This window comes from Lentzea kentuckyensis (assembly GCF_002150765.1).
GTDB classification, from domain to species: Bacteria; Actinomycetota; Actinomycetes; order Mycobacteriales; family Pseudonocardiaceae; genus Lentzea; species Lentzea kentuckyensis.
Genome location: NZ_MUYM01000015.1, coordinates 191,324 through 215,172, shown reverse-complemented (window position 1 = coordinate 215,172; position 23,849 = coordinate 191,324). Strand labels below are relative to the sequence as shown.

Here is a 23,849-nt window from a genome sequence, read left to right as displayed (position 1 = left end):
AGCGTTGCTTGGGCTATCGCTCGAAAGTGTTGCGGTACAGGCGTGTCGTACTGTCCCGCCCATGTCCGGTCATCTGGTTCTTGCGGTGTCGACTGTCCTTTACGGGCTGGGGATAGTCGCCCAGACCGTTGCCGCGCGCCGGGCCGACGAACGTCCGGGCACCGGCGTGGGACTGCTCGCGCGGCTGGCCTCGGATCGGTTGTACCTGCTGGGTTTCACCGGTCAGGTCGGCGGGTTCCTGTTCGCGTTCCTCGCCCGCGAGTCGCTGCCGCTCTACCTGGTGCAGGCCGGGTCGTCGTGCGCGGTCGGGGTGGCGGCGGTGATCGGCGTGCTGCTGCTCGGCTGGCGGATCCGGCGGGTCGAGATCGCGGTCCTGATCGTGATGGCGTGCGGGCTGCTGTTGCTGACGGGTGCCGCGGCGCCGTCCACGGCGCACGAACTTCCTTTGCTGCCAGCGGTGATCGTGCTGGGACTGCTCACGCTGGCGGTGCTCCCGCTGGCCCGTGTGTTCAAGGGCGCGGTCCCGGTGCTGGCCGGCATCGCCTACGCCGTGGTCGCGGTGGCCGCCAGGACGGTGTCCGGAAAGCCGTTGCTGGAACTGGTGCTGCACCCGCTGACCTGGGTGATGGTGATCGCGGCGTTCGTCGGCCAGGCCTGTCTGGCCACGGCGTTGCAGCGGGGCTCGGCCACGTCCGCGGTGGCGTCGATGGACGCGACGACCGTGGTGATCAGCTCGGTGGCGGGTCTCGCGCTGATGGGCGACCGGATCGCGCCGGGCCGGGAGTGGTGGGTCGGGCTGGGCGTGTCGCTGGTGGTGACGGGTGTGCTGGTGCTCGGCCGCGTGCCGAAGCCTGCCGCTGAGCTGGTGGACGCGCGATGAAGCCCGTCGCCAGCGTGTCGCTGGACCTCGACAACCTCTGGGCGTACCTGAAGACGCACGGCGACCCGCGTTGGGAGCACCGGCCGAGCTTCCTGCCGTCCGCGGTGCCCCGGTTGCTGGACGTCTTCGGCGAACAACGGTTGACCACAACGGTTTTCGTCGTCGGCGCGGACGCGGAACGGGACGACGGCGCCGCGGCCGTCGCGGCGATCGTCGCGGCCGGGCACGAGGTGGCGAACCACTCGTTCCGGCACGAGCCGTGGCTGCACAGGTATTCCGACACCGAACTCGAAGCCGAGATCGTGCGCGCGGAAGAGGCGATCGTCGCGGCCGGCGCACCGCGCCCCGTCGGGTTCCGCGGTCCTGGCTACAGCGTCACACCGCAACTGCTCGACCTGCTGAGCCGGCGCGGCTACCGCTACGACGCGAGCGTGCTGCCGACGTGGATCGGCCCGCTCGCCCGCGCGTACCACAACCGGACGGCGGGCTCGACCGCCGGCGGCGAGGACCTGTTCGGCGGGTTCGGCAGGGTGCGCGCGCCGAACAAGGCGTATCGCTGGCGCGACAACGGTCTGGTCGAGCTTCCGGTGACGACGATGCCGTTGCTGAGGGTGCCGATCCACGGCGCGTACCTGTTGCAGCTCCACCAGATCTCACCACGGCTGGCGCGCGGGTACTTCCGCGCGGCGCTGCGGTTGTGCCTCGTCAGGAACGTGTCCCCGTCGCTGCTGCTGCACCCGACCGACGTGCTGACGGCCGCCGAGGCGCCCGGCATGGAGTTCTTTCCCGGCATGGCGGTGCCCGGCGCCGCGAAGGTCGCGCTGCTGGAGTGGGTGTTGTCGTTGCTGCGCAAGCACTTCGACGTGGTCGGCACCGGCGAGCACGTCGCCCGCGTCGCGGTTTCCGGTCTGCGCGAACGGGATCCCGTCGCATGTGGCTGACCTCCCTGCTGCGCGTGCTCGCCTGCGCGACGGTGGCGCTGGCCCCGCTGGAGGGCTATCTGCTGCAGGTGCACGGTCAGCTGGCCAAGGCCGTGCCCGCCGCATTGATCGCGGTGTGGGCGACTTCCCTGGTGCGGCAACGAAGGTTGCCCGCACCGCACCCGTTGCACCTGCTGCTGGCGTTGCTCGCGGTGGTGCTGCTCACCACGTCCGCGATCCACGTGGCCGAGCCGTTCACGCTCGAGTACCTGGTGCGGTGGGTGCCGTTCCTGGTGATCACGGTGGTGCTCGCCGACGTGGCCGCGCGCGAGGTCCCGGTCAAGGCCCTGCTCGCCGCCTGCGTCGCCGGCGCGGTCGTGGCAGCGGCCGGCGGGTTGATCAGCCTGTTCGGCGGGGAGCTGCGCGCGACCGGTCCGCTGGAGGACCCCAACGACCTGGCGTTCTTCCTCGTGGGCGCGCTGCCGCTGCTGGTGGCGCTGCCCGCCCGGGGCAGGTCGCGAATCGTGTTGTTGTTGCTGGGCGCGGTGTTGGTGGCCGGGACGGCGGCGACCTTCTCCCGCGGCGGCGGGATCGCGCTGGCCTGCGCGCTGACGTGGCTGATCGCGCGCAGGGCACTGCCGATCCGCGCGGTGGCCATCACCGCTGCCGTGGCGGGCGTGGCGGCGCTGGTGTTCGCCGGCGTGGCCCAGGCCGAGCTGTCGCGGGCGTTCCAGGAGAAGAGCCACATCGCGGGCACCAACGCCGACACCAGGATGCTGCGCTGGCAGGCGGCCGCGCGAATGCTGGCCGACTCGCCGCTGGTCGGCGTCGGGCCGGGCGGGTTCCGCCAGGAGTACGCGGCGGCGTCGCACAACGCGGAGATCGACGAGCAGACCCCGGTGGCGCACAACCTGTTCCTGGAGGTGGCGGCGGAGCTCGGGCTGCCCGGTTTCGCAGTGCTGATCGGGTTGATCGCGATCGGCTTCGTGGCCAGCGAACGGGCCTTGCGCACCGCGAGCCAGGGCCATGCCACGACCGGTCGGCGTGAGGCGGTGGCGGTGCAGGCGGCGCTGATCGCCGTGCTGGTCGCGTCGATCTTCCTGTCCGAGCAGTACTACCTGCCCGTGTGGTCTCTGGTCGCGATCGCCGTCGCGATCGAGGCCAGGGCGAAGGAGAGTCGATGCGCGTCCTCCACGTGATCAGCGAGATGGGCGCGGGCGGTGCGGAGGCGCTCGTGGCCGGCATGGCGCTCGCGGGTTCTGACGTCGGCTGGGAGTCGGCCGTGGCGAGCGGCGGTGGTTTCCGTGCCGACGCCGTGGCGGCCGGTGGCGTGGCCGTGTTCGACGTGCCGCTGGCCCGCAGGTCCGGAGTGGGTGTGTTGCGCGCGGCGTGGGCGACTCGCAAGGCCGTGCGCCGGTTCCGGCCCGATGTCGTCCTGGCGCACAACGTGTCCGCGAGCCTGGTCGCCCGGATCGCGGCACCGCGGCGGCCCCTGGTGACGGTGTTCCACGGTGTCGCCGACGCTGACGTCGCCGGTGCCGTCCGGGTGCTGCGCCGCGTTTCGGACGCCGTTGTCGCCGTCGCTTCGGCTTCGGCCACAAGGCTTCTGGACGCCGGACTGGACTCCGTCACCGTGATCCCCAACGCGGTCTTCCCGTCCGCGGCGAAGGTGGATCGCGCGACCGTGCGGAAGTCCATCGGCACCGGTCCGGACGTGCCCGTCGCGCTGTGCCCTGCCCGGCTGGAGCCGCAGAAACGCCACGACGTGCTGCTCGACGCGTGGGCGCAGGTCCCCGGCAACGCCGAGCTGTGGCTGGCCGGCGACGGCAGCCTGCGGTCGCAACTAGAAGCCCGGCAGCCCTCTCGTGTCCGGTTTCTCGGCACCCGCACCGACGTCCGCGATCTCCTGGAGGCGGCGGACGTCACCGTGCTCACCAGCGACTGGGAGGGCATGCCGATCGCGCTGCTCGAGTCACTGGCCGCCGAACGCCCGATCGTCGCGACCGATGTGGACGGTGTGCGGGAGGTGCTGTCCGGCGGCGGCGGCGTCCTGGTGCCGCGCCGGGACCCCGCTTCGGCCGCAAAAGCATTGCGCGACCTGCTTTATTCGCCGGTCGCCCGTGCGGTTGCCACTTCGCGCGACGGCTCGGCCGACGCGCACGCGTTGATGAAGTCCTACGACGAACTTCTCCGTACCGTCCTGGAGGGACGATGAAGGTTTCCAGAGCCGTTCTGGAAGGGCTGCTCGCCGCCATCGCGGTCGGCGCGCTCGTGCTGCTGGCGGTGTCCCTGCGCGGCAGCGAGAGCGAGGGCAGGCTGGCCCTGCTGGCCACACCGTCCACACCGGACAGCGCCCAGTTCGGCGAGGTCACCTCCCTGGCCGTGCCGGCCGTGGTGCAACTGGTCCGCAGCCCCTCGGTCCTGGACGCGGCCGCGGCGGCGGCCGGCACCACGCCGAACCGCCTGGCCGACGCCATCGCCGTCGAACTGGTCCCCGCGTCCGGCGTGGCCCGCATCTCCGTGCGCGCCGACTCTGCCGACCACGCCGCGGCGGCGGTCACCGCGGTGGCCAAGGCCGTGATCGATGCCGACCTGCTGGCCCCCGCCGCCCGCTTCCGCCTGGTCGACGCCCGCCCCGAAACCACCTCGGTGGTACCGGACTGGCGCCTCGTCTCTGGTCTCGCGCTGGTCGCCGCGGTGATCGCGGGCGTGGCCATGTTCGCCCTGCGCCGCCTGAGCGGCAACCCGGTCCGCGGCGTCCTCGCGACCGCGGGCATCGACCACCCCGTCGTCGTCGCACACGACGACGATCCCGCGTTGGTGGAACGCCTCACTGCGTTGTGCGCGGCGGCGGCGCGTCCGGTGCGGGTACTGCCGGTGAGCCCCGAACTGGCCGAACGCGCCGAAGAACTGGCACGAACGTTGCCGGACAAGGCCTCCGAGCCCGCGGACGGCACGGCGGTGATCGCGGTGGCGGCGATCGACCGGGCACGGCGCAACGACCTCGCGACGGCCCTCGCGGTGCTGCCGGCATCGTCGGTGGTGGTGGCGGTGGTGCTGGCGTGATCACCACGACCAACCGCGCGGGCCTCGCCAGGACCGTCCTCGTCGCCCTGACCGCCCTCGCCGGCACCATCAGCGCCGTCCGCGCCCTGAAGCCGTCGTGGGAAGCCCCGCTCCCCACCGAGGCGAACCTGCCGGAAGAGCGCATGCAGGACTTCCGCGACGCGCTGTACTTCCCCATCCGCGAGTTCCTCAACGGCGGCAACCCGTACGACCCCGCGGTGATGTTCGCGCACTGGCCGGTGCGCCAGAACTTCAACCTCTACCAGCCCTACCACCTGGTGCTGCACCTGCCGTTCGCGCTGCCGGACTACCGGGTCGGTGCGGTGGCGTTCGCGCTGGCCTGCCTCATGCTGCTGATCACGCTCGCCGTCATGGCCTCGGGCAGGGCACGGCTGCCGATGATCGCGGGCACCGTCGTGATCAGCACGCTGCTGGTGACGAGCCAGGTCGGCAAGGCGCAGATGTACGTCGGTCAGGTCAACCCGCTGATCGCGGTCGGCGCGGCCGGGACGTTGCTGTTGCGCACCAAGAACCCTGGCTGGGCGTCGGCGGCCCTCGCGCTGGCGTGGCTGAAGCCGCAGTTCGGACTTCCGTTGGCGCTGCTGATGTTCATCAGGGGCGACCGGAAGGTCGCGCTCATGGGCACCGGGATCGCCGCCGCGGCCAGCTTGCCCGTGGCGGTAACACTGATCCTGCGCGGCGGCGGAGTAAGCCAGTTCCTCGACGTCATCTCGCGCAACCTCCAGTGGGCCAGCCACACCGGTTACGGGGCGGTCGACTCGATGACCGCGCAACGCGTCGACCTGCCCGCCGTGTTCTTCCGCACCACCGGATGGCTGCCGCCCGCGGCGGAACCCCTGGCGCTGTGCGGCGTCCTCACCGCGACCGCGCTGCTGGCGCGCAAACTCGACCGGCACGAACAGGGTTCGGCGGCGGCGGACGTGTTGACGTGCCTCGGCGTCGTGGTCGCGTTGGTGCACCAGCCGGGTGACGTGCTGATCGCGGTCCCTGCCCTCACGGCGCTCGCGGTCACCGCCTACCGCCGGCGCGAGGAGAAGCACTGGTGGTGGGCGGGCGCGGCGACGCTGCTGCTCCTGGTTCCGTTCGCGCACCTGTACTTCGTCGACACGGCGGTCAAGACACTCCTGGGTGCACGAGCCGCCGTGACGCTGGACGGGGTGGCCGTCGTCGCGGCCTGGCTGGTGCTCGCGGTGTTCGCGGCGAAGCTCACCCGGCGCGCCGCATGACAGACGTGGCGGTGCGGGGCTCGTTGTGGCTCTTCGCGGTCAACCTGGTCAGCAAGAGCAGCCAGATCGTGGTGACGCTGGCGCTCGCCCTGTTCCTCACCGAGGCCGACCTCGGGGCGGTGGCGCTGGTCGTGTCGGTGGTCAACATCGGCCAGGTCGTCCAGGCGATGGGTGTGTACGACATCGTCAGCCGCACCGCCCTGGACCCGGCCAGGACCGCGGGAACCGTGCTCACGATGAGCATCGCGGCCGGAACGCTCATCGCCGCGACGTTGATCGCCACCGCGGACCCGATCACGAACGCCCTCGGCGCGCCCGAGGCGAACCAGATGCTGCGGCTGGCCGCGCTCACCCTGCCGTTCACCGCGGCGGGCGGGGTGCAGATGGCGTTGATGCACCGCAACCTCGACTTCCGCCGGCGCATGCTCCCCGACGCGGGCGGCATGCTGCTCGGCGCCATCACGACCGTGTCGCTCGCGGCGACCGGCACCGGCCCCACGGCACTCGTCCTCGGTCTGCTGTGCACGGCCGTGGCGCAACCGATCCTCGCAGTCGTCGCCGGCGCGCGGATCCGCCCGACCTGGGACAAGCAAGCCGCAACCGAAGCGGCCCAATGGATCGCGGTGGTGGGACCCGGCGCGTTGATCGCGGTGCTGCTGATCAACGTCGACTACCTCGCCATCGGGCACGTGCTCGGGCCGGAGGCCGTCGGCGGGTACTCGCTCGCGTTCCGGATCGCCTGGGTCCCGTACATCATGGTCGCGGTCGTGCTGGGCGGCGTGCTGTTCCCGATCTGCGCCGACCTCGTCCGCAACGGCCGCCGCGACGAACTTCCGCTGCACCGCTTCACCGTGGCGACACTGGTGATCACCGGCGGCCTGTACGTCACCGTTGCCTTGCTCTCCAACGGCCTCACCATCCTCGGCGAGCAATGGGCGAGCGCCACGAAAACGCTGGTCCTGCTGTGCGGTTACGGACTCGGGCTGAGCCTGCTGCACGTCTGGTACCAGGTGATCAGGGCCGCCGGACACGCCCGCCAGTACCTCGCCCTCGAAGCCGCCCACCTCGTCACGCTGCTGACCGCGCTGGCGTTCACCACCCGGCACGGCGTCGAAGCGGTCGCCATCACGCAGCTCACCGTCGTCTGGCTCCTGGTCCCGGTGGCCTGGCTGGTGCTGGCCCGCAACGGCCTCGCGTTCCCCCTCCCCCGGCTCGCCCGCACGGCGGCGAGCGTCGTGGCCGGTGGACTCCTCAGCCTGGGCCTGAGCGAACTCCTGCCGGACACCACCAGCGTGGCCGGCCTCGCCGCCACCGGCCTGCTCCTGCTCGCCGCCTACTGCGCGATGGCACTACCAGCGAACCGCACCGTCCTCATCGGACTGAAGGAGCGCGCGTGAAGATCGTCCACGTGACGCAACCGGTCGAGGCCGGGGTCGCCGTCGTGGTGCTGGAACTGGCCACAGCCCAGCAGGAACGCGGATGGGACGTCACCATCACCTGCCCACCGGGCTGGCTGGCCGTCCAGGCACACAGCAGAGGAATCCCGGTCCAGCCCTGGCACGCGACCCGCTCCCCCGGCCCCCGCAACGCACGAGAACTCCTGGACCTGCGCAGAACGCTCCGCGCACTTCAGCCGGACCTCGTCCACCTGCACAGCTCCAAAGCCGGACTCGGCAGGCTCGTCACCAGAGGCAGGACCCCCACGGTCTTCCAGCCGCACCTGTGGTCGTTCCGCATCGCCGAAGGCCTGCTGGCCCGTGCCTGCCGCCGGTGGGAAGCACTGGCCTCCCGCTGGACCCACCTGCTCGTGTGCGTCAGCGACGACGAGCTCGCAGCCGGCCGCGACGCCGGAGTGACCGCGCCGGCCGAGGTCGTCTGCAACGGCGTCGACACCCGACGGCTCCAGCCCAAACCCAAAGAGGACGACACCCCGACCGCGGTGTGCGTCGGCCGGGTAGCCCATCAGAAAGGCCAGGACCTGCTGCTCCAGGCCTGGCCCCAGGTGCTCGAAGCCGTGCCGGACGCCCAACTCCTGATCGTCGGCGACGGCCCGATGGCCGAGACCCTCCGAGCCACCAGCCCCAAGAGTGTGCGGTGGCTCGGACACAGCGACACCGTGGCCGGCTTCTACACCGAAGCAGATGTGGTCGTCCTGCCGTCACGCGCCGAAGGCATGGCGTTGGTGCCGCTGGAAGCCATGGCCTGCGGACGCTCGGTGGTCGCGTTCGACGTGGAAGGCGTGAGTCAAAGCCTTGCGGACGCCGGCGAAGTAGTGCCCAGAAACGACACGAAAGCCCTGGCGCAAGCGATTGCGCTCAGGCTCGCGGACCCCGAACTCGCCAACGCGGAAGGCAAACGCGGGCGCCTCAGGGCCGAGACCCTGTTCGACCGCGACCGCATGACCGACCAGATCGTGGCGCTCAGCCAGAACCTGGTCTCCACGGAAGGACGACGATGACACGGATCGCCTACCTGCTCACCCAGGACAGTGGCGGGCCGGTGGACGTCACGGTGCGCCTGGCCGCCGCGCTCGCCAAGTCCGGCGACGCCGACGTGCGCGTGTTCGGCCCACGGCCCCGGCGCGGCGCCGAGCTGGTCGACCCGTACCTGGAGGAGATCCTCGTCCCGCGCAAGGGAGACATGCGGGCCGCCCGGCAGGCGCGCGCCGCGATCAAAGCGTGGCGGCCGGACGTCGTGCACGCCCAGGACCGCAGGGCCGGACTGGTCAGCGCGGCCCTCGCCACCACCGGCACCAAGATCGCGCACACCTACCACGGCGTCCCGGACGACGTGGGTGAGCAGTGGTTCCGCAACGTGCGGGGCGCGGAACCCCCACCGGCCTACACACGGGCCGTGCTCGCCGCCGACGCCGCGGTCGCCCGTGTCGTGCACCGGACCGTGGTGCCCGCCAGGGAGATGGGCCGGTTCCTGCGCGAACGGCTGTACGTGCCGCCACACCGCATGACCCACATCGACAACTGTGTCGACGTCGGCGCCGCGAACCCGCCGGCAGGCCCGGTCCGCAAACTGGTGTTCGTCGGCCTGCTGGTCGAGCGCAAGGGCTTGCTGACGTTGCTGGACGCGCTGGAGACCACGATGCCGGAGGACGCGACGCTCACGGTCATCGGGGACGGTCCACTGAGGACACAGGCAGAGGGCAGGGCGGTGCGCAAGGGCATAGCGAACCGAGTGCGGTTCCTCGGCTTCCGAACCGACGTCCCCGAACTGTTGCTGGAGCACGACGCGCTGGTGCTGCCGTCCACAATGGAACAGCAACCGCTCGTCGTCGCGGAGGCCATGGCGGCGGGCAAACCCGTGGTGGCGACGGACACCGGTGGTGTGGCGGACATGCTGGGCATTCCCGGCGCCGACTGCCCGCGTCCCGGCGACGTGACCGCCCTCGCCGCGAAGCTCAGCGCGCTGTTCCACGACCCCAATCCCGGCGAAACGGGCCAGAAACTGGCGTTCAGGGCACGCGAGCGGTTCACGGCGGAGGTGTGCGCGCGGCGTCACCTCGACCTGTACCGCAAGCTCACCGCCTCAGCGAGCTGACCAGCACGGCGGCATCGGCGGCGGGCAGGTCCAGCTGCGGCGGGACCGGCTCGCCCTGCATCGTGAACAGGCCCGCCGGCGGGGTCAGTCGCACGGCGGTCTTCGTCGGGTTCACGGCCACCCAGCCGCCGGTGTAGAGCCGCGTCCACACCCCGGACGGCATGCGGTTGGCCGACTCCCGGGCCTGACCGAGCCGCGCGTCCTGGTACAGCGACCAGTACGGGCTCTTGTAGTCGGGGTTCGCCCTGGTCCAGCACGTGTGCGGACTCGCGAGCAGCGCGGCGGAGGCGTACCCGACGCGTTCCTCCTGGTCCGACTTCGTGTGCGTGATCAGCAGCAGCCACGACTCGCCGAGCGCGGCCTGGGCACGCTGCTCCTTGAACTGGTTGCCCTGGAACGTGATCAGCTCGCCAGTGCCGTCGTCGCCGCGCAGGCCGAAGTTCTCCTCCATCGCGCCCGCGTACCGGGAGTGCGCCGACCACCGGCCCGGCGTCAGCTGCGACTCGGACACGTTGGGCACCAGCATCTTCCCGGACTTCTCCAGGGTGTCGCCCGCGAGCGCGAGCAGGCCGTCGAGGCCGTCGCGCAGCAGCCGGTCGGTCGCCGCGGCGTCGGCGGTGCCCTTCAGCACGGCGGGCGAGTAGTACTTCAGCGAGCTGAAGTCGTTGTCCGCCAGCACTCCGTCCCAGCCCTCGCGGAGCACCTCACCGACCACGGCGTCCGTCCACGCCTGCTGGTAGGCCTTGTCCCACACGGCCATCTGCCAGTGCTTCGGGTAACCGGTCCACTCGATGCGCTTCCCGGCGGTGTCCTGGGCGAACCACTCGGGATGCTGCTCCGCCGCGTAGAACCCGACGCCGGTGGGCAGGTACTTGGCGTCCCGGCTGCCCTCGACAGCTCCCGAGTAGTTGCGGGAGCTGGAGAAGTCCTTGTACACCAGGACCTTCACGTTCCGGTTCAGCTCGTGGATCTTGCGCATGGCCGCCGTCTCCCACGCGTTGAGCACCACGACGTCGTAGTGCTCGGCGGCGGCCCGGATCTCCCACTGCGCCGGCGAGTCGCCGATCCCGTACCACCACGCGCAGGGCGCGAGGGGCTTCGGCACCGGGCCGGTGATGATGGGCTCGGACGCCGCGCCGGCCGAACACGCGGCGGTCGTGCACAACGCCAGAACGACACCGGCGAATCGTCGGATCAGCGATTTCTGCGGCAACACAACTCACCCGCTGTCATCAGTAGAATCCTCAGGTCCAGCCACAACGACCAATTCGCGATGTAGTAGTTGTCGTATCGAGACCTGTCTGCGATTGAGGTGTCACCGCGCAACCCGTGTACCTGCGCAAGTCCAGTCAGGCCGGTTGGAACGCGATGGCGAGCCCAATATAGCTCGTGAATGGCGGAAAACTCGCGAACGAAACCGGGACGCTCCGGACGCGGCCCGACCACGCACATGTCCCCGCGCAGGACGTTCCACAACTGGGGCAGCTCGTCCAGCGACGTCCTGCGCAGGAACCGCCCGACCGGCCCGACCCGGGAATCGCCCTCGACCGACCACTTGACCTGCGAGTCGTCCTCGCCGGACTGCCGGACGCTGCGGATCTTGTAGAGGACGAACGTGCGGTCGTTCATGCCGACGCGGACCTGCCGGAAGAACAGCGGCCGGCCGCTCTCGACCAGCACCGCGAGCGCGCACAGGCCGATGATCGGCGCCAACACCACCAGGGCGACCGCCGCGAGCAGCAGGTCAGCGGCGCGCTTGATCCACCAGGTGGGCCTGCTGGTCGGCGCGGTGCCCAGGCGCATCAGCGGGTAGCTGCGCAGCCGTTCGATGCCAGGACCGTCCGGGTGCAGCTCGTACATCCGGGGCACGACGAGCGTCGAGCACCCCAGCCGATGAGCCGTGATGGCCGCTTCGACCAGCGGTGAGTCGCGGGTGTGCGAGAACGCGAGCACCACGGTGCCCGCCCGCAGCCTGACGATCGCGTCGGCCAGGTCGCCGTCCACGACCTCCAGACCGGGGTGGTGCCGGTCGGGATCGGGCCCGGAGTCGGCGAACGCGACCGGCCGCAGCCCGAACTGAGGGTGCTCCAGCATCGTCTTGGCGAGATTCACGCCGACCTCGCCCGCGCCGACGATGATCGTGCGGTCACAGCGGTCGAACCGCCGGCGGCACCACCGGCCGAACGCGAACACGCACCACCTGACCGGCTCGATGACCAGCGCGAACGTGATCATCGCCCGCTGCACGGCGGCGACCTCGTCAGCGGGTGCGGAGCTGATCAGACCGATGCCGGTGAGCAGCGCGAACGCCAGCGCCGTGCTCGCCGCGGACCGGGGCAGGTCCTGCAGCCACGACAGCCACAGGCGCCGCCGGTAGACCCGCGAGGCCGCCCTGATCGTGAGCACCGTCGCCGCGATCGCCCCGCCCCAGGCCCACCCGGTCCCGCGGTCCAGGCACACCGCCGCGAGCGTGGCGCTGTCGACGAGAACGAGCAGCACCGCGACCGCGTTCACCCGGCTGAGCAGGTCGCGAGCCCGGCGCGGCCGGTGGTGGGGCAGCGGCGGTCGTCGGTGGCCGACCTCCGGCACGTCGTCCGCCTGCACTGGTGCGGTCTGAACGGCCACCGCCGAGAATCGCCTCATTGAAGATCATCCGATCGAAGGAGTTTTGACAGTGGAACTGCGCGAAAGAGTGAACTTGAACAGTGAAACCATCATTTCGAGTGCCAACATTCCCCCTTTGGTGTTCCAGACGAACGCGGTTGGTGAGGTTTCGACGTGGTTCCCGCCCTGAACTTGCCAGGGCCGCCTCAAAGCTTTATCACGCCGTGTCAATAATTCCCTCCACCAACCGTGGACCACCGAAGTGGGGGGTATTGAGTGAGAGTCGACGAACACGGCGTCCGGCATTCTGCCGGGGCCCCGGCGACAGCCGTGCAGCACGACGTCCGCACGTGCGGCGACATCCACGTCGTCCTCCCCGCCTACAACGAGGCGGCGGCGCTCCCGCCGTTGCTGCGGCGCATCGCCGAAGTCGAGCTCGCCGACCGGATCACGGTCTGGGTGGTCGACGACGGCTCGTCCGACGGCACCGGCGACTGCGTGGCCGGGGCGCGCGGGCTCGACGTCCGGCTGGTGCGCCACCCGGTGAACCTCGGGCTCGGCCAGGCCGTCCAATCAGGACTGCGGGCGGTGCTCGCCGAGGCCGCGCCCGACCACGTCGCCATCGTCATGGACGCCGACGACACGCACGATCCGGCGGTGATTCCCGCTCTGCTCAAGGAGATCTCGAACGGCGCGGACGTCGTGATCTGCTCCCGGTTCGTCGAGGGCGGCGACGACTCGACGGCACCGCGCTGGCGCCGGGTGCTCTCCCGCGGCGCCACCGCCGTCTTCAGCCGCGTGGTGCGGTTCGAGGGCATCCAGGACTTCACCAGCGGGTTCCGCGCCTACCGGGTGAGCCTGCTCAACCGGGCCGCCGCGCACTGGGGCGAGCGCCTGGTCGAGGAACGCGGGTTCGCCTGCATGGTCGAGCTGCTGATGAAGCTCCGGCACTGCGCGCCGGTGGTCACCGAGATCCCGCTGAAGCTGCGCTACGACCGCAAGCCCAGCCCCAGCAAGCTCAAGCTCGGCCGCACGCTCGCGCAGTACCTGCGCCTGCTCACGCGTGACCGACTCACGCCCGTCCCCTACCGGAAGCTCTGATGACACCCCGCGTCCCCGCCCGCGTCACCGTCATCGGCGGGGGCATCTGCGGCCTCGCCACCGCGCACCGGCTCGTCCGCGCCGGCGTGGCCGTCACCCTGCTCGAAGCCGGCGACCAGCTCGGCGGCCTCGGCACGTTCTTCTCCTCGCGGGGTCGCTCGGTGGAACGCTTCTACCACTGCGTGATGCCGACCGACTCGGCCCTGCTCGCGCTGCTGGACGAGGTCGGCGTGCGCGAGAGCGTCGACTGGCGCCCGACCCGGATGGGCATGATCGTCGACGGCGTCCACCGCCCGTTCAACTCCGCGCTGGACCTGCTGCGGTTCCGCCCGCTGAGCCTGGCGAACCGGATCCGGTTCGGCGTGATCTCGTTGCTGCTGCGCAGGCTCGGCAAGGGCAAGGACCTCGACCGGATGCGCACCGAGGACTGGTTGCGCGGCCTGTACGGCGACAAGGTCTGGAGCCTGCTGCTCGCCCCGATGTTCGGCGCCAAGTTCGGTTCGGCGTTCGGCGACGTGCCCGCGCTGTACCTCTGGGAGCGGCTCGGCCGGGAGAGCAACAAGTCCGTCCGCGGTTACCCCGGCGGCGGCTACCAGAGCGTGATCGACGCCCTGCGCGCGTCCATCGAGGCCGGCGGTGGCGAGGTCCGCACCTGCGCGCCCGTGCGGCTGCTGGAGGCCGGACCTGACCGCGCGCTCGTCACGCTGGCCGACGGCGAGACGATCGAGGCGGACCACGTGGTCTCCACGGTCCCGCTGCCGGCGTTGCGGGCCATCGCGGACCCCGACCTCGCGCCGCGGCTGCCCGACGTGCGCCTGCCCTACCAGGGTGTCGTCAACACGCTGTTCTTCCTCCGCAAGCCGTTGTCCGGCCACTACTGGGCGCCGGTGCTGCGGTCGAGCACGGAGTTCGACGGCGTGATCGAGATGTCCGCGCTCACCGGCACCGAGCGCTACGACGGCCGGTACCTCGTGTACGTCATGCACTACACCGACCGCGAGTCCGCGCTGTACCGCGAGGACGACGACGCGATCGCCGCCAGGTGGACCGACCAGCTGCTCAGCCTCCACAAAGGACTGACGCGCGCCGACGTCGACGAGGTCCGCGTGTTCAAGGCGCCGTTCGTCGAACCGGTCTACCCGCTCGGCTACCTCACCGAGCGGCCCGCCGTCGAGGTGCCCGGCACCCGGCTGCTGCTCGCCACCACGGCCCACGTCTACCCGAACGTCACGAGCTGGAACTCGAGCGTCGAGCTCGCCGGCACGGTGACGGCCCGCCTCCTGCACGACATCAGCAGATCATCGACTCAGGAGCACACCGCATGGTCAGCAGAATCGGCGCGGTGATCGCAGCACTCACGATCACTGCGGTCAACCTCGTTTCCTCCCAAGCCGTTCAGGCCGACCCGGCGCCGCTGCTGCCCGATCTCCGGCAGGCACCCGTCGGCTGCCCCGGAGGCTTCTCCGGCAACCCGCTCACGTGCCGCGCCTGGGACGTCTGCATGGTGCAGGACAGCACGCAGACCCGTGGCGGGTGCGTGCACTCCGGCGGCCCGATCAGCTCGGTCCGCCTCCGGTTCACCACGTCGATCGACAACATCGGCGACGGCCCGTTGCTGCTGCAGGCCCGCCGTTCGAGCGTCAACGAGCCGACGATGAGGGTCCGGCAGGCCATCCAGTCCGGTGTGGACGGATCGATCCCGCGCTCGTTCGACCTGGCGCAGCGCGACACCCCGGCCGGCGCCTACTACGAACCGGCCGAGACCCACGAGCACTGGCACCTGCTCGGGTTCGAGTACTTCCAGCTGCGCAAGCCGGACGGCGAAACCGTGGTGACGGACCGCAAGAACGGCTTCTGCCTCGGCGACCGCTACGTCCTGGACGACGAGCTCGACCACCGGCCGGACGATCCGGCGAGCCCGGCCGGTCTCCTCGCGCAGAGCCTGGACGGTCACATGTGCGAGCACCACAACCCGGCCGCGCTGAACGTGATGTTCGGGATCTCCGTCGGGTCCGGTGACGACTACAAGCGCGAGGTCGACTTCCAGTGGCTGGAGCTGACCCATGTGCCGTCCGGTGTGTACGACGTGGTCAACATCGTGAACTCCGACCGGATGTTGCTGGAGAAGAACTACGACAACAACGCGTCGTCGATCGCGATCCACCTCCAGTGGCCGCGAGGCGCGACGGAAGCGCCCTCGCCGATCGAGGCCCCGCCGACCGTGCGCCTGATCCGCAGCTGTCCGGGCAAGGTCCGCTGCGCGGAGTCGCTTGGTTAGCGCAATTCACTATACGAACAAGAGGGGTACTCGTACGACGAGTACCCCTCTTGTTCGTATGGGGCCTTTAGCACGCAGGTAACTAAAGACACAATCCTAACTCTGCGGAACCGAAAGCGATCACGCATAGCACGCGTGCGGGCAATCGCGCAATTCCCCCTCGGGAACATCAAATTTTCAATCATGTCAATAGGCCGAGCGGTGCAATATTGATCACAGCGCGAGGTGCCGCACGCAACCCCACTGGCTCTTGACCAGGCCAGGTATCGAGTTGAGAGAATTCACGTCGCGATTCCACCCCAACAGGACAGGGATCAACCTGTTTCCCCTGCCAAACAGGAGACCCCCACTTGAGTGCCACAAGCGTCTCATTACGCGATTTCGCTGTCGGCCAACTAAACAACCTATTGCGCGCCGTTGGATTGGCAAAGTCGGCGGACAGGTCCACAAAGTTGCTGGGTGAGGCATTGGGACCAGGGTGTTTACGTCCGCTTTCGGCAGTTCCCCATTGGCCGTCGAACGTGGCCGACGATCACACTCCCGTTGAATTCTCGGTTGCTTTGGCCCAGAACGAACCCCCCGCCGTCCGCATGATCGTCGAGTCGATCGCGGACGAGCCGGACCGGCGGGCCAACCTCGCCGCGGCACTGGGCGTCCTCGACCGGCTCAGCGAGCAGTACCAGCTGGACGTCCGACGGCTCGACATGGTGCGTGACCTGTTCCTGCCGGCAGACCCCCAAGGCGACTTCGCGTTCTGGTACGCACTGATCGTCCAGCCGGACGTGGCGCCCGCGATCAAGGTCTATCTCAACCCCGAGGTGCGCGGCCCTGAGCACGCGACCGGGCTGGTCCGCGAGGCACTCGACCGGCTCGGGCTCGGCGCGGCCTACGCCACCGTGGCCGAGCACGCGTTGCGGCGCGAGGGGCTCGACCGGTTCTCCTTCTTCGCCCTCGACCTCATGGACGAGCAGCGGGCGCGCGTGAAGACCTACGTGTCGCATGACAACGCCGAGACCGCGGACGTGGTGCACGCGGCCTCCGCGGCACCCGACGTGGATCTGGACCTCCTGGCGGACGTGGTCAAGCTGGCGTGCGGCAGCACGGGACCGTTCACCCGCCGCCCGCTCATGTCCAGCTACAACTTCCTGGCCGGCGACAGCGACCGGCCGAGCGGCTACTCGCTCTACATCCCCGTGCGGGACTACGTGCAGGACGACCTGGAAGCGTGTGAGAGGGTTCTCACGATCATGACCAGGTGCGGGCTCGACACGACTCCTTTCGTGCTGGCACTGGCGAGCATCGTCCGCCGGCCACTGGGCGAGGGGGTCGGTCTGATCGCCCATGTGTCGCTGCGCCTGGGCAAACCTCGACCTGGAGTGACGGTGTACCTGTCGTCGGAGGCGTACGACGTCACACCACCACGAACAAAAGCCATGTCGAGTTAGGAAAGGCGCGCCGTGGAGCCCTACCGGATCAAGGTCGTCGAGCCCATCCCCATCACCACCCGCGACTACCGGGAACGCAGGTACGCCGAAGGCGGGTACAACCAGTTCAACCTCACCGCGGACGACGTCACGATCGACCTGCTGAGCGACTCCGGCACGGGTGCCCTCTCGGCGGAGCAGCAGGCGGCCGGCATGCGCGGCGACGAGACCTACGCCGGTGCGCGGTCGTGGTTCCGGTTCCGCGAGGTGGTCGCGGAGCTCACCGGCTTCGAACACATCTTCCCGGTGCACCAGGGCCGTGCGGCGGAACGGATCCTGTTCACCGCGCTGCTCAAGCCCGGCCAGATCTCCATCAGCAACACACATTTCGACACGACCCGCGCCAACGTCGAGATCGCGGGCGGCGTGGTGCGGGACCTCCCCTGCCCGGAGGCCAAGGACCTCGAGAGCGACGAGCCGTTCAAGGGCAACATCGACCTCGTCGCGCTCGAAGACGCGTTGAGCGGACCGGACGACGTCGGCCTGGTGCTCATGACGATCACCAACAACGGCGGCGGCGGGCAGCCCGTCTCGATGGCGAACCTCAAGAAGGCGAGCAAGTTGTGCCGCAAGTACGGGGTGCCGTTCATCCTCGACGCGGCGCGGTTCGCCGAGAACGCCTGGCTCGTCACACAACGCGAAGAGAAGTACCGCGGCCACAGCCCGCGTGACATCGCGAAGAAGGCGTTCCGGCTGGCCGACGGATGCGTGGTCAGCCTGAAGAAGGACGGCATCGTCCACATCGGAGGGTTGCTCGCCCTCAACAACACCGAGCTGGCCAAGCAGTGCGAGCTGCTGCTGATCGCCACCGAGGGGTTCCGCACCTACGGCGGGCTTTCCGGCCGCGACCTCGACATGTGCGCGCAGGGCCTGATGGAGGTCACCGACCCGCTGTACCTGCGCGAGCGCGCGGACGCCACCGCGTACCTCGCCGAGTGCGCGCGACAGGCCGGAGTGGACAGTGTGCAGCCGACCGGCGTGCACGCCGTGTACCTCAACGCGGGCAAGCTGTTGCCGCACATCCCGCCGCACCGGTTCACCGGCCACGCGTTGGCCTCGGAGCTGTACCTCGCGGGCGGGATCCGTTGTGCCGAACTGGGTTCGCTCTACCTGGGGGAGATCACCGAGGACGGCGAGCTGATCACGCCCGCGCCGTTCGAACTGGTGCGCCTGGCGATCCCGCGCCGCGTCTACACCCGCAGCCACCTGGAGTACGTGGCCGAGACGCTCGCGGGGATCGCCAAGAATCCCGAGCGGGTCCCCGGTTACCGGCTCACCGAGGCACCCGTCATGCTGCGACCGTTCCGCTGCCGGTTGGAACAGGTCAAGTAACTAAGCGACCGCCCTGTTGGCGTTTGGCGTCTGCAAGTACCACCAACCCAACATCAACAAGCCGCTGACTACACCCAACTCGCTCCACCGGGAGAGCGAGTTGGGTGTAGTCAGCGGCGTTTCGATCAAGAGTTGGTGGTACTTGCAGACGCTTTCAGGCGACCGCGTGGTCGAGCTTGCTCATCGCATGCTCGATCACGCGGGCCAGAACCGTCTTGCACGACTCGCGGTCGCGGGCGTCGCACAGCACCAGCGGCACGTTGTCGCCGACGTCGAGCGCGTGCCGCACCTCGTCCTCGCTGTAGGAGTGGCCGCCCTCGAAGCAGTTCACCGCGACCACGAACGGGATCCCGCGGCGTTCGAAGAAGTCGATCGCCCCGAACCCGCCGTCCAGCCTGCGGGTGTCCACGAGCACGACCGCGCCGATCGCCCCGTAGGACAGCTCGTCCCACATGAACCAGAAGCGGTCCTGGCCCGGCGTGCCGAACAGGTACAGCACGACCTCGGGGTTGATCGTGATGCGGCCGAAGTCCAGCGCGACCGTCGTCGTGGTCTTGCCCTCGACGCCGGCGAGGTCGTCGATCTGCGTGCCCGCCTCGGTGAGCAGTTCCTCGGTCCGCAGCGGCGTGATCTCGCTGACCGCGCCGACCATCGTCGTCTTGCCGACGCCGAACCCGCCCGCCACCACGATCTTGACGGAGGACGGGACGAGCAGCTCTTCTCTCGGCTGCTCAGATTGCACGGACACCATCAAGCACCTTCTGGAGTAGGTTCAGGTCCGGCGCGGTCGCCAAGCGGGACGGATCGCTGGTGATGACGTCGCCACGTTGGATCAGGTCACTCAGCAGCACCTTCGCCACGACGAGCGGCGCGTGCAGGTACGCGGCGACTTCGGCCACGGACAACGGTTTCCGGCACAGTCTGATGATCTCGAGGTGCTCGACGGACAGCGAGCTGGTCTCGGTCGACGTGCGGATCGACCGGACCTGGGTGGCGAGGTTCAGCCGGCCCCACGTCGGCCTGGTGCGGCCGCTCACCAACGCGTAGGGGCGAACCAGCGGGCCCGCGGCCTCGTCGTACCACCAGTCCGAGGAACGCGGGCTCATGACAACCCGATGTGGCCGGGGACGCGCGGCGAAGCCATGGTTCGCGGCGCCGAGGACAGGTAGCTGCCCACGCGCTTCACGAGCATGTTCATCTCGTAGGCGATCATGCCCATGTCCGCGTCCTCATCACCGACGACGGCGAGGCAGGCGCCCTGCCCGGCCGCGGTGACGAACAGGTGCGCGTGCTCCATCTCGACGATGGTCTGGCGGACCTGGCCGCCGCCGAAGTGCCGGCCGGTGCCGCGGGCGAGCGACTGGAACGCCGACGCCATCGCCGAGAGGTGGTCGGAGTCGTCCTTGGACAGTTCGGGAGAGCGGGCGAGCAACAGGCCGTCCGCGGAGAGCACCACCGCGTGCCTTGCGCCGATCACTCTTGCGACGAGGTCGTCCAGCAGCCAGTTGAGCTCGGGGTGCCCGCCGGTCAGGTCGTCGTCCACGGAAGCAGCCTTTCAGTCGTGGGTGTGATCACGGTTCGACGGCGTCGTCGGCCTGGCGGGCAGTACGGGTGCCCTGCTGGAAGGCCGACATGCCGTCGCGAGTTCGTTCCGCCCGTTCCTCGGTGTTGACCTCGGTGAAGTCGGGCTCCGGCCGGTGGTCGTCGTTCGCCAGCTGCGGCACCAGGTGCTGCTGCCGGCGGCGGCGAGGCAGCTCCGGCCGGGTGTCCTGACGCGGCGCTTCACCTGCCTGGGGGGCCTCGGCGGGCCAGGGGTCGGGCTGGCGGTCTGGTACGGGCAGCACGCCGACGATGCTGCCGCTGCCGTGGTCCTCGGCCCGGCGGGAGTCCGGGACGTTTCCCACTCCTCCCCCTGCCCAGAACTCGTCCAGTCCCGGGGTGGACCTGGCGTCGAGCACGACGTCCTCGGCCTGCGGGAGCGCGGTCTGCGCGAGCGTCTGCTGCCGGAACGTCGGCTTGGGCATCTGCACGGGTTCCGCGGGGTCGACCACGCCCGCGTCGCCGACGATCAGGTCGGACGGGACCAGCACCAGCGCGATCGTGCCGCCGGACGGGCAGTCGCGCAGCTCGACGTGGATGCCGCGGCGGGCCGCCAGCCGGGCGACGACGAACAGGCCGAGGCGGGACTCGCCGCGCAGGCGCATCGCCTCGAAGTCCGGCGGCGCGGCCAGCATCTTGTTGTGCTGCTCGCGGTCATCGGGCTTGATGCCGAGACCGTGGTCCTCGATCTCCAGGACGAGACCCTGCGGCACCTCGCTGCTGTGCACCTCGACCTGCGACCGCGGTGAGGAGAACGAGGTCGCGTTGTCGACCAGCTCGGCGATCAGGTGGATCGTGTCCGCGACGGCGGCACCGACCAGCGCCACCTCCGGCACCGGGTGCACCTTCACGCGGGCGTACTGCTCGGTCTCGGCGACCGCGGCGCGCACGACGTCGAGCATGCGCACGGGCTTGCGCCACTGCCGTCCCGGCTGCTCGCCGGTCAGGATGATCAGGTTCTCGGCGTTGCGCCGCGCACGGGTGGCGAGGTGGTCGAGCTGGAAGAACGCGTCGAGGTGGTCGGGGTTCTCCTCCTCGCGCTCCAGCTTGTCGAGGATCTTGAGCTGGCGGTGCACCAGGCCCTGGTTGCGGCGCGCGATGTCGAGGAAGACCCGGTTGACGCCCTCACGGGTCTGGCTCTCCTTCACCGCCGCGGCGACGGCGGTGTACTGCGCGGCGTTGAACGCGTCGGCCACCTGACCGATCTCGTCGTTGCCGTAGTCGAGCGCGGGAACCTCGGCGGCGACGTCGACGTGCTTGCCCTCGCGCAACCGCTCGACGATGTCCGGCAGCCGTTCGTGCGCGAGCTTGAGCGAGTCGCTCTTCAGGCTGGTGAGCCGGACGATCAACGCCTTGTTGACCAGCCGGCTGGACACCCGCACGGCGACGAAGATGCCCGCGATCACGGCGATCAGCGCGATCAGACTGCCGATCATCACCGTGGTGAACTTGTTCTTGCCGTTGGCCATGGCCACGTTCACGGCGCCGTCGGACTGCTCCTGCACCAGCTTGGTCAGCTCGGCGGACACCGCGCGGTCGGCGTTCTCCCAGTCGGTCACCCCGACGGACTGCCCGATGGGTCGTTCCGCGTTCTGCAGCAGGCGGTTCTCGAGGGTCACCAGCTGCTGCCACTGGGCGCTGGCGACGACCGACTTGAAGTGCTCGCGCACGTTCGGCAGGGCGTAGGGCTCGATCGAGTTGAGCGAAGACCGGTACGCGCCAACGAGATAGACGAACTCGCGGTGCTCCTCCGGCGTGAACCTGCCCACCGCCAGCGCGCCCGCGGCGACCGAACCGGCGCGCGACATCGAGTCGGCGGCCTGGAAGTACTGCACCGCGGCCAGCGCGCCCTGCACCGTCTCGGCGTCCGGCACGATGCGGGCCTGCGTGTTGAACAGCGCCGCACCGGCGTCGAGCACGCTGTTGTAGTAGCGGTAGATCTCGGGCTTGGACGCGGTACCGGCCTCGAGCGCGGCCCGCTGCTGCGGAAGCTGGTCCAGCAGCCCGTTGAGCTTGCCGATCCCGTCGACGACCTCCTGCGGCGCCTGGGAGGCGAGCTCGGCGAAGGCGGCCTTCATCTTGCCGAGGTCCACGTCGGTGTCCTGCTGCTGCTTGATCAGCGCCGTGGTGCTGGAACCGGGCTTGCTCAGGCTGGTCATGCTGAGCTCGCGTTCCTTCTGCAGCGACGCGAACGACTGGACCGCCGGGATCGACGCGTCTCGCACACCGGAGGCGACCAGCTGCAGGTAGAGACCCTCGAACACGGTGTAGGACGAGAACAGTGCCCACATGGCCAGAAGGACGATGCTGGGAACGACCACCACACCAGTGAGCCGTGAACGAATTGTCTTGTAATTCGTATCAGGCGCAGTCTTCAGCTTCACAACGCTCCACGACCACCCGAATTGGCGACGGAAAGATAGCACTGCAAGATCAACTCGATCAACAGGCGATGATCTTGGGGTTGGCGTAGAGAGTACTCAGTCGGATGACCACCGCAACACCCCCTGGCGTCGGGTCTGGCCTCATCCCTGACCTGCTCTTGTCGCGCGTGAACACGCTCTCGCAGGTAGAACGGTCACCAATGCTTGTTCGGGCACGCACGATGCCAACTGGGCTTTCTCGAACCGAACTCGACAAACACGGTGTTATTGGCAGCCAACTTGACATTCCGAGCGAAATCTTCTATCGCAATAACGCATTGCAACCGAGTGTCGCGTTCCGTCACCGGTGGCTTTCCACACATTCGAACGTGCGTGCGCCGTGCGGCAGGTCGTCGGAGTCGAGCCGACCTCGGTTTATCGTGGAGGAATGGCATCCGTGCACCCGCCCGGCCTGACGAGGTTCCGGACGCACGACCTCCCGGGCTCGCGCCGGCTCGCCGGGTGGGAGGAGCACAACGCCCGCGCGCTGGTCGGCCTGCGGGCGCGCCCCTTCGGCGACCGGCCGTTCGACGGCACGGAGGTCAACCTCACCCTGCCCCGGCTGCAACTGGCGCGGGTGAGCGGATCGCCGCACGCCGTCGAACGGGACGTCCGGCAGATCGCCGAACACCCGGCCGACGGCGTGGTCGTCTACTTCGCGCTGGCCGGTGCGAGCGAGTTCGAGCACCGCGGTGGCCGTGAGCTGGTCGTGCCGGGGCAGGGGCTCGTGGTGGACGGCGACCAGCCGTTCCAGCGGGCCTTCTCCCACGGCCTGACCGAACTCGTGCTGAAGGCGCCGCGCACCCTTGTGCGCCGGACCAGGCCCGTTCGGCCACAGGTGTTCAGCTTCCAGGACAACGCGCACGCGCAGGCGCTCGTCACCGCGCTGTCCGCAGCCCTGCGCGGCGGCCCGGCGGACTGGGACGGCCTCGACCACGTCGCGACGAGCCTGCTCGGCACGTTGCTCGGCGGTGACCGCTCGGACACCGGCGACCTGGCCGCGGCGCACGCGTACATCGCCGCTCATCTGGCCGACCAGGACCTGTCCGCGAGCCGGATCGCCGCCGCGATCGGGTACTCCGAACGGCATCTCTCGCGGTTGTTCGCGCGGTCCGGGCAGAGCGTCCCGCAGGCGGTGCTCACGGCCCGGCTCGACGCCGCCCGGTGCCTGCTCGCCGAGCCGATCTCGCTGGCCGAGATCGCCTCCCGCAGCGGTTTCGCCTCGCAGGCCCACTTCTCGCGGACCTACCGGGCGCGGTTCGGCACCCCGCCGTGCAAGGACCGCCGCGACTAGGGTTTTTGCCTGTTTCCGCCACGTCCGGCGTCAGGGGCCCTCACGGCGGCGCCGGGCTGTCACGGTGTG

21 protein-coding genes are annotated in these 23,849 nt (G+C 69.7%); 15 read left to right on the top strand and 6 right to left on the bottom strand.

Annotation, left to right across the window (positions count from 1 at the left end; all coding sequences use genetic code 11):
- The first annotated feature begins 61 nt into the window (after positions 1-61).
- From B0F77_RS09365 to B0F77_RS09325, 9 genes are read left to right on the top strand one after another with little or no spacing between them, the layout of a single operon-like run.
- Positions 62-880 carry a hypothetical protein gene (locus B0F77_RS09365; protein WP_086662400.1) on the top strand — a complete coding sequence of 273 codons (819 nt, stop codon included), beginning with the start codon at positions 62-64 and terminating at the stop codon, positions 878-880.
- Positions 877-1,821: a polysaccharide deacetylase family protein gene (locus B0F77_RS09360; RefSeq protein WP_086662399.1), complete on the top strand. Its 945-nt coding sequence runs from the start codon at positions 877-879 to the stop codon at positions 1,819-1,821. The genes B0F77_RS09365 and B0F77_RS09360 overlap by 4 nt, the downstream gene beginning before the upstream one ends.
- A complete protein-coding gene (locus tag B0F77_RS09355) occupies positions 1,812-2,999 on the top strand; it encodes an O-antigen ligase family protein (protein ID WP_086662398.1) in 1,188 nt (395 codons plus the stop codon). Before B0F77_RS09360 ends, B0F77_RS09355 begins: the two co-directional genes overlap by 10 nt.
- Positions 2,981-4,015 carry a glycosyltransferase gene (locus B0F77_RS09350; protein WP_086662397.1) on the top strand — a complete coding sequence of 345 codons (1,035 nt, stop codon included), beginning with the start codon at positions 2,981-2,983 and terminating at the stop codon, positions 4,013-4,015. The genes B0F77_RS09355 and B0F77_RS09350 overlap by 19 nt, the downstream gene beginning before the upstream one ends.
- Positions 4,012-4,866 carry a hypothetical protein gene (locus B0F77_RS09345; protein WP_086662396.1) on the top strand — a complete coding sequence of 285 codons (855 nt, stop codon included), beginning with the start codon at positions 4,012-4,014 and terminating at the stop codon, positions 4,864-4,866. The genes B0F77_RS09350 and B0F77_RS09345 overlap by 4 nt, the downstream gene beginning before the upstream one ends.
- Positions 4,863-6,113: a glycosyltransferase 87 family protein gene (locus B0F77_RS09340; RefSeq protein WP_245847911.1), complete on the top strand. Its 1,251-nt coding sequence runs from the start codon at positions 4,863-4,865 to the stop codon at positions 6,111-6,113. The genes B0F77_RS09345 and B0F77_RS09340 overlap by 4 nt, the downstream gene beginning before the upstream one ends.
- Complete coding sequence (locus B0F77_RS09335; protein ID WP_086662395.1) at positions 6,110-7,510, top strand: oligosaccharide flippase family protein; 1,401 nt, start codon at positions 6,110-6,112, stop codon at positions 7,508-7,510. Before B0F77_RS09340 ends, B0F77_RS09335 begins: the two co-directional genes overlap by 4 nt.
- Entirely contained in the window at positions 7,507-8,571 is a 1,065-nt protein-coding gene (locus B0F77_RS09330) for a glycosyltransferase (RefSeq protein ID WP_086662394.1), read from the top strand. Before B0F77_RS09335 ends, B0F77_RS09330 begins: the two co-directional genes overlap by 4 nt.
- A complete protein-coding gene (locus B0F77_RS09325; protein WP_086662393.1) occupies positions 8,568-9,665 on the top strand; it encodes a glycosyltransferase family 4 protein in 1,098 nt (365 codons plus the stop codon). Before B0F77_RS09330 ends, B0F77_RS09325 begins: the two co-directional genes overlap by 4 nt.
- Here the strand turns inward: B0F77_RS09325 and B0F77_RS09320 are convergent.
- Together B0F77_RS09320 and B0F77_RS09315 are read right to left on the bottom strand one after the other, a co-directional pair.
- A complete protein-coding gene (locus tag B0F77_RS09320) occupies positions 9,646-10,878 on the bottom strand; it encodes a putative glycoside hydrolase family 15 protein (protein ID WP_245847910.1) in 1,233 nt (410 codons plus the stop codon). The two genes, B0F77_RS09325 and B0F77_RS09320, sit on opposite strands and share 20 nt — an antisense overlap.
- The gene (locus tag B0F77_RS09315; protein ID WP_086662391.1) at positions 10,860-12,308 is read right to left on the bottom strand and encodes a sugar transferase; all 1,449 of its coding nucleotides are present in this window, start codon (positions 12,306-12,308) and stop codon (positions 10,860-10,862) included. The genes B0F77_RS09320 and B0F77_RS09315 overlap by 19 nt, the downstream gene beginning before the upstream one ends.
- Before the next feature lie 237 nt (positions 12,309-12,545).
- Here B0F77_RS09315 and B0F77_RS09310 point away from each other — a divergent pair, with 237 nt between their 5' ends.
- The 5 genes from B0F77_RS09310 to B0F77_RS09290 all read left to right on the top strand — a co-directional run bounded on the left by B0F77_RS09310 (position 12,546) and on the right by B0F77_RS09290 (position 18,464).
- Positions 12,546-13,370: a glycosyltransferase gene (locus B0F77_RS09310; RefSeq protein ID WP_086662390.1), complete on the top strand. Its 825-nt coding sequence runs from the start codon at positions 12,546-12,548 to the stop codon at positions 13,368-13,370.
- Positions 13,370-14,716 (top strand): NAD(P)/FAD-dependent oxidoreductase, encoded by a 1,347-nt coding sequence (locus B0F77_RS09305; RefSeq protein WP_086662389.1) that lies wholly within the window; start codon positions 13,370-13,372, stop codon positions 14,714-14,716. Before B0F77_RS09310 ends, B0F77_RS09305 begins: the two co-directional genes overlap by 1 nt.
- A complete protein-coding gene (locus B0F77_RS09300; RefSeq protein ID WP_086662388.1) occupies positions 14,692-15,648 on the top strand; it encodes a lysyl oxidase family protein in 957 nt (318 codons plus the stop codon). The genes B0F77_RS09305 and B0F77_RS09300 overlap by 25 nt, the downstream gene beginning before the upstream one ends.
- A 350-nt stretch (positions 15,649-15,998) precedes the next feature.
- Positions 15,999-17,093, top strand: a complete 1,095-nt coding sequence (locus tag B0F77_RS09295) for a tryptophan dimethylallyltransferase family protein (RefSeq protein ID WP_342746783.1) — start codon at positions 15,999-16,001, stop codon at positions 17,091-17,093.
- A gap of 12 nt (positions 17,094-17,105) precedes the next feature.
- Positions 17,106-18,464, top strand: a complete 1,359-nt coding sequence (locus B0F77_RS09290) for a tryptophanase (protein WP_086662386.1) — start codon at positions 17,106-17,108, stop codon at positions 18,462-18,464.
- 154 nt (positions 18,465-18,618) lie between these two features.
- Here B0F77_RS09290 and B0F77_RS09285 read toward each other — a convergent pair whose 3' ends face one another.
- The 4 genes from B0F77_RS09285 to B0F77_RS09270 are packed head-to-tail and all read right to left on the bottom strand — an operon-like array spanning position 18,619 to position 22,354.
- Positions 18,619-19,215 (bottom strand): GTP-binding protein, encoded by a 597-nt coding sequence (locus B0F77_RS09285; RefSeq protein WP_086662385.1) that lies wholly within the window; start codon positions 19,213-19,215, stop codon positions 18,619-18,621.
- On the bottom strand, positions 19,196-19,570 hold the full coding sequence (locus B0F77_RS09280) for a DUF742 domain-containing protein (RefSeq protein ID WP_086662384.1): 375 nt from the start codon (positions 19,568-19,570) through the stop codon (positions 19,196-19,198). The genes B0F77_RS09285 and B0F77_RS09280 overlap by 20 nt, the downstream gene beginning before the upstream one ends.
- A complete protein-coding gene (locus tag B0F77_RS09275) occupies positions 19,567-20,007 on the bottom strand; it encodes a roadblock/LC7 domain-containing protein (RefSeq protein WP_211293729.1) in 441 nt (146 codons plus the stop codon). Before B0F77_RS09275 ends, B0F77_RS09280 begins: the two co-directional genes overlap by 4 nt.
- 28 nt (positions 20,008-20,035) lie before the next feature.
- Positions 20,036-22,354, bottom strand: a complete 2,319-nt coding sequence (locus B0F77_RS09270; RefSeq protein WP_086662478.1) for a sensor histidine kinase — start codon at positions 22,352-22,354, stop codon at positions 20,036-20,038.
- A gap of 520 nt (positions 22,355-22,874) precedes the next feature.
- Here B0F77_RS09270 and B0F77_RS09265 point away from each other — a divergent pair.
- A complete protein-coding gene (locus B0F77_RS09265) occupies positions 22,875-23,780 on the top strand; it encodes a helix-turn-helix transcriptional regulator (protein WP_169730907.1) in 906 nt (301 codons plus the stop codon).
- Positions 23,781-23,849: the final 69 nt, after the last annotated feature.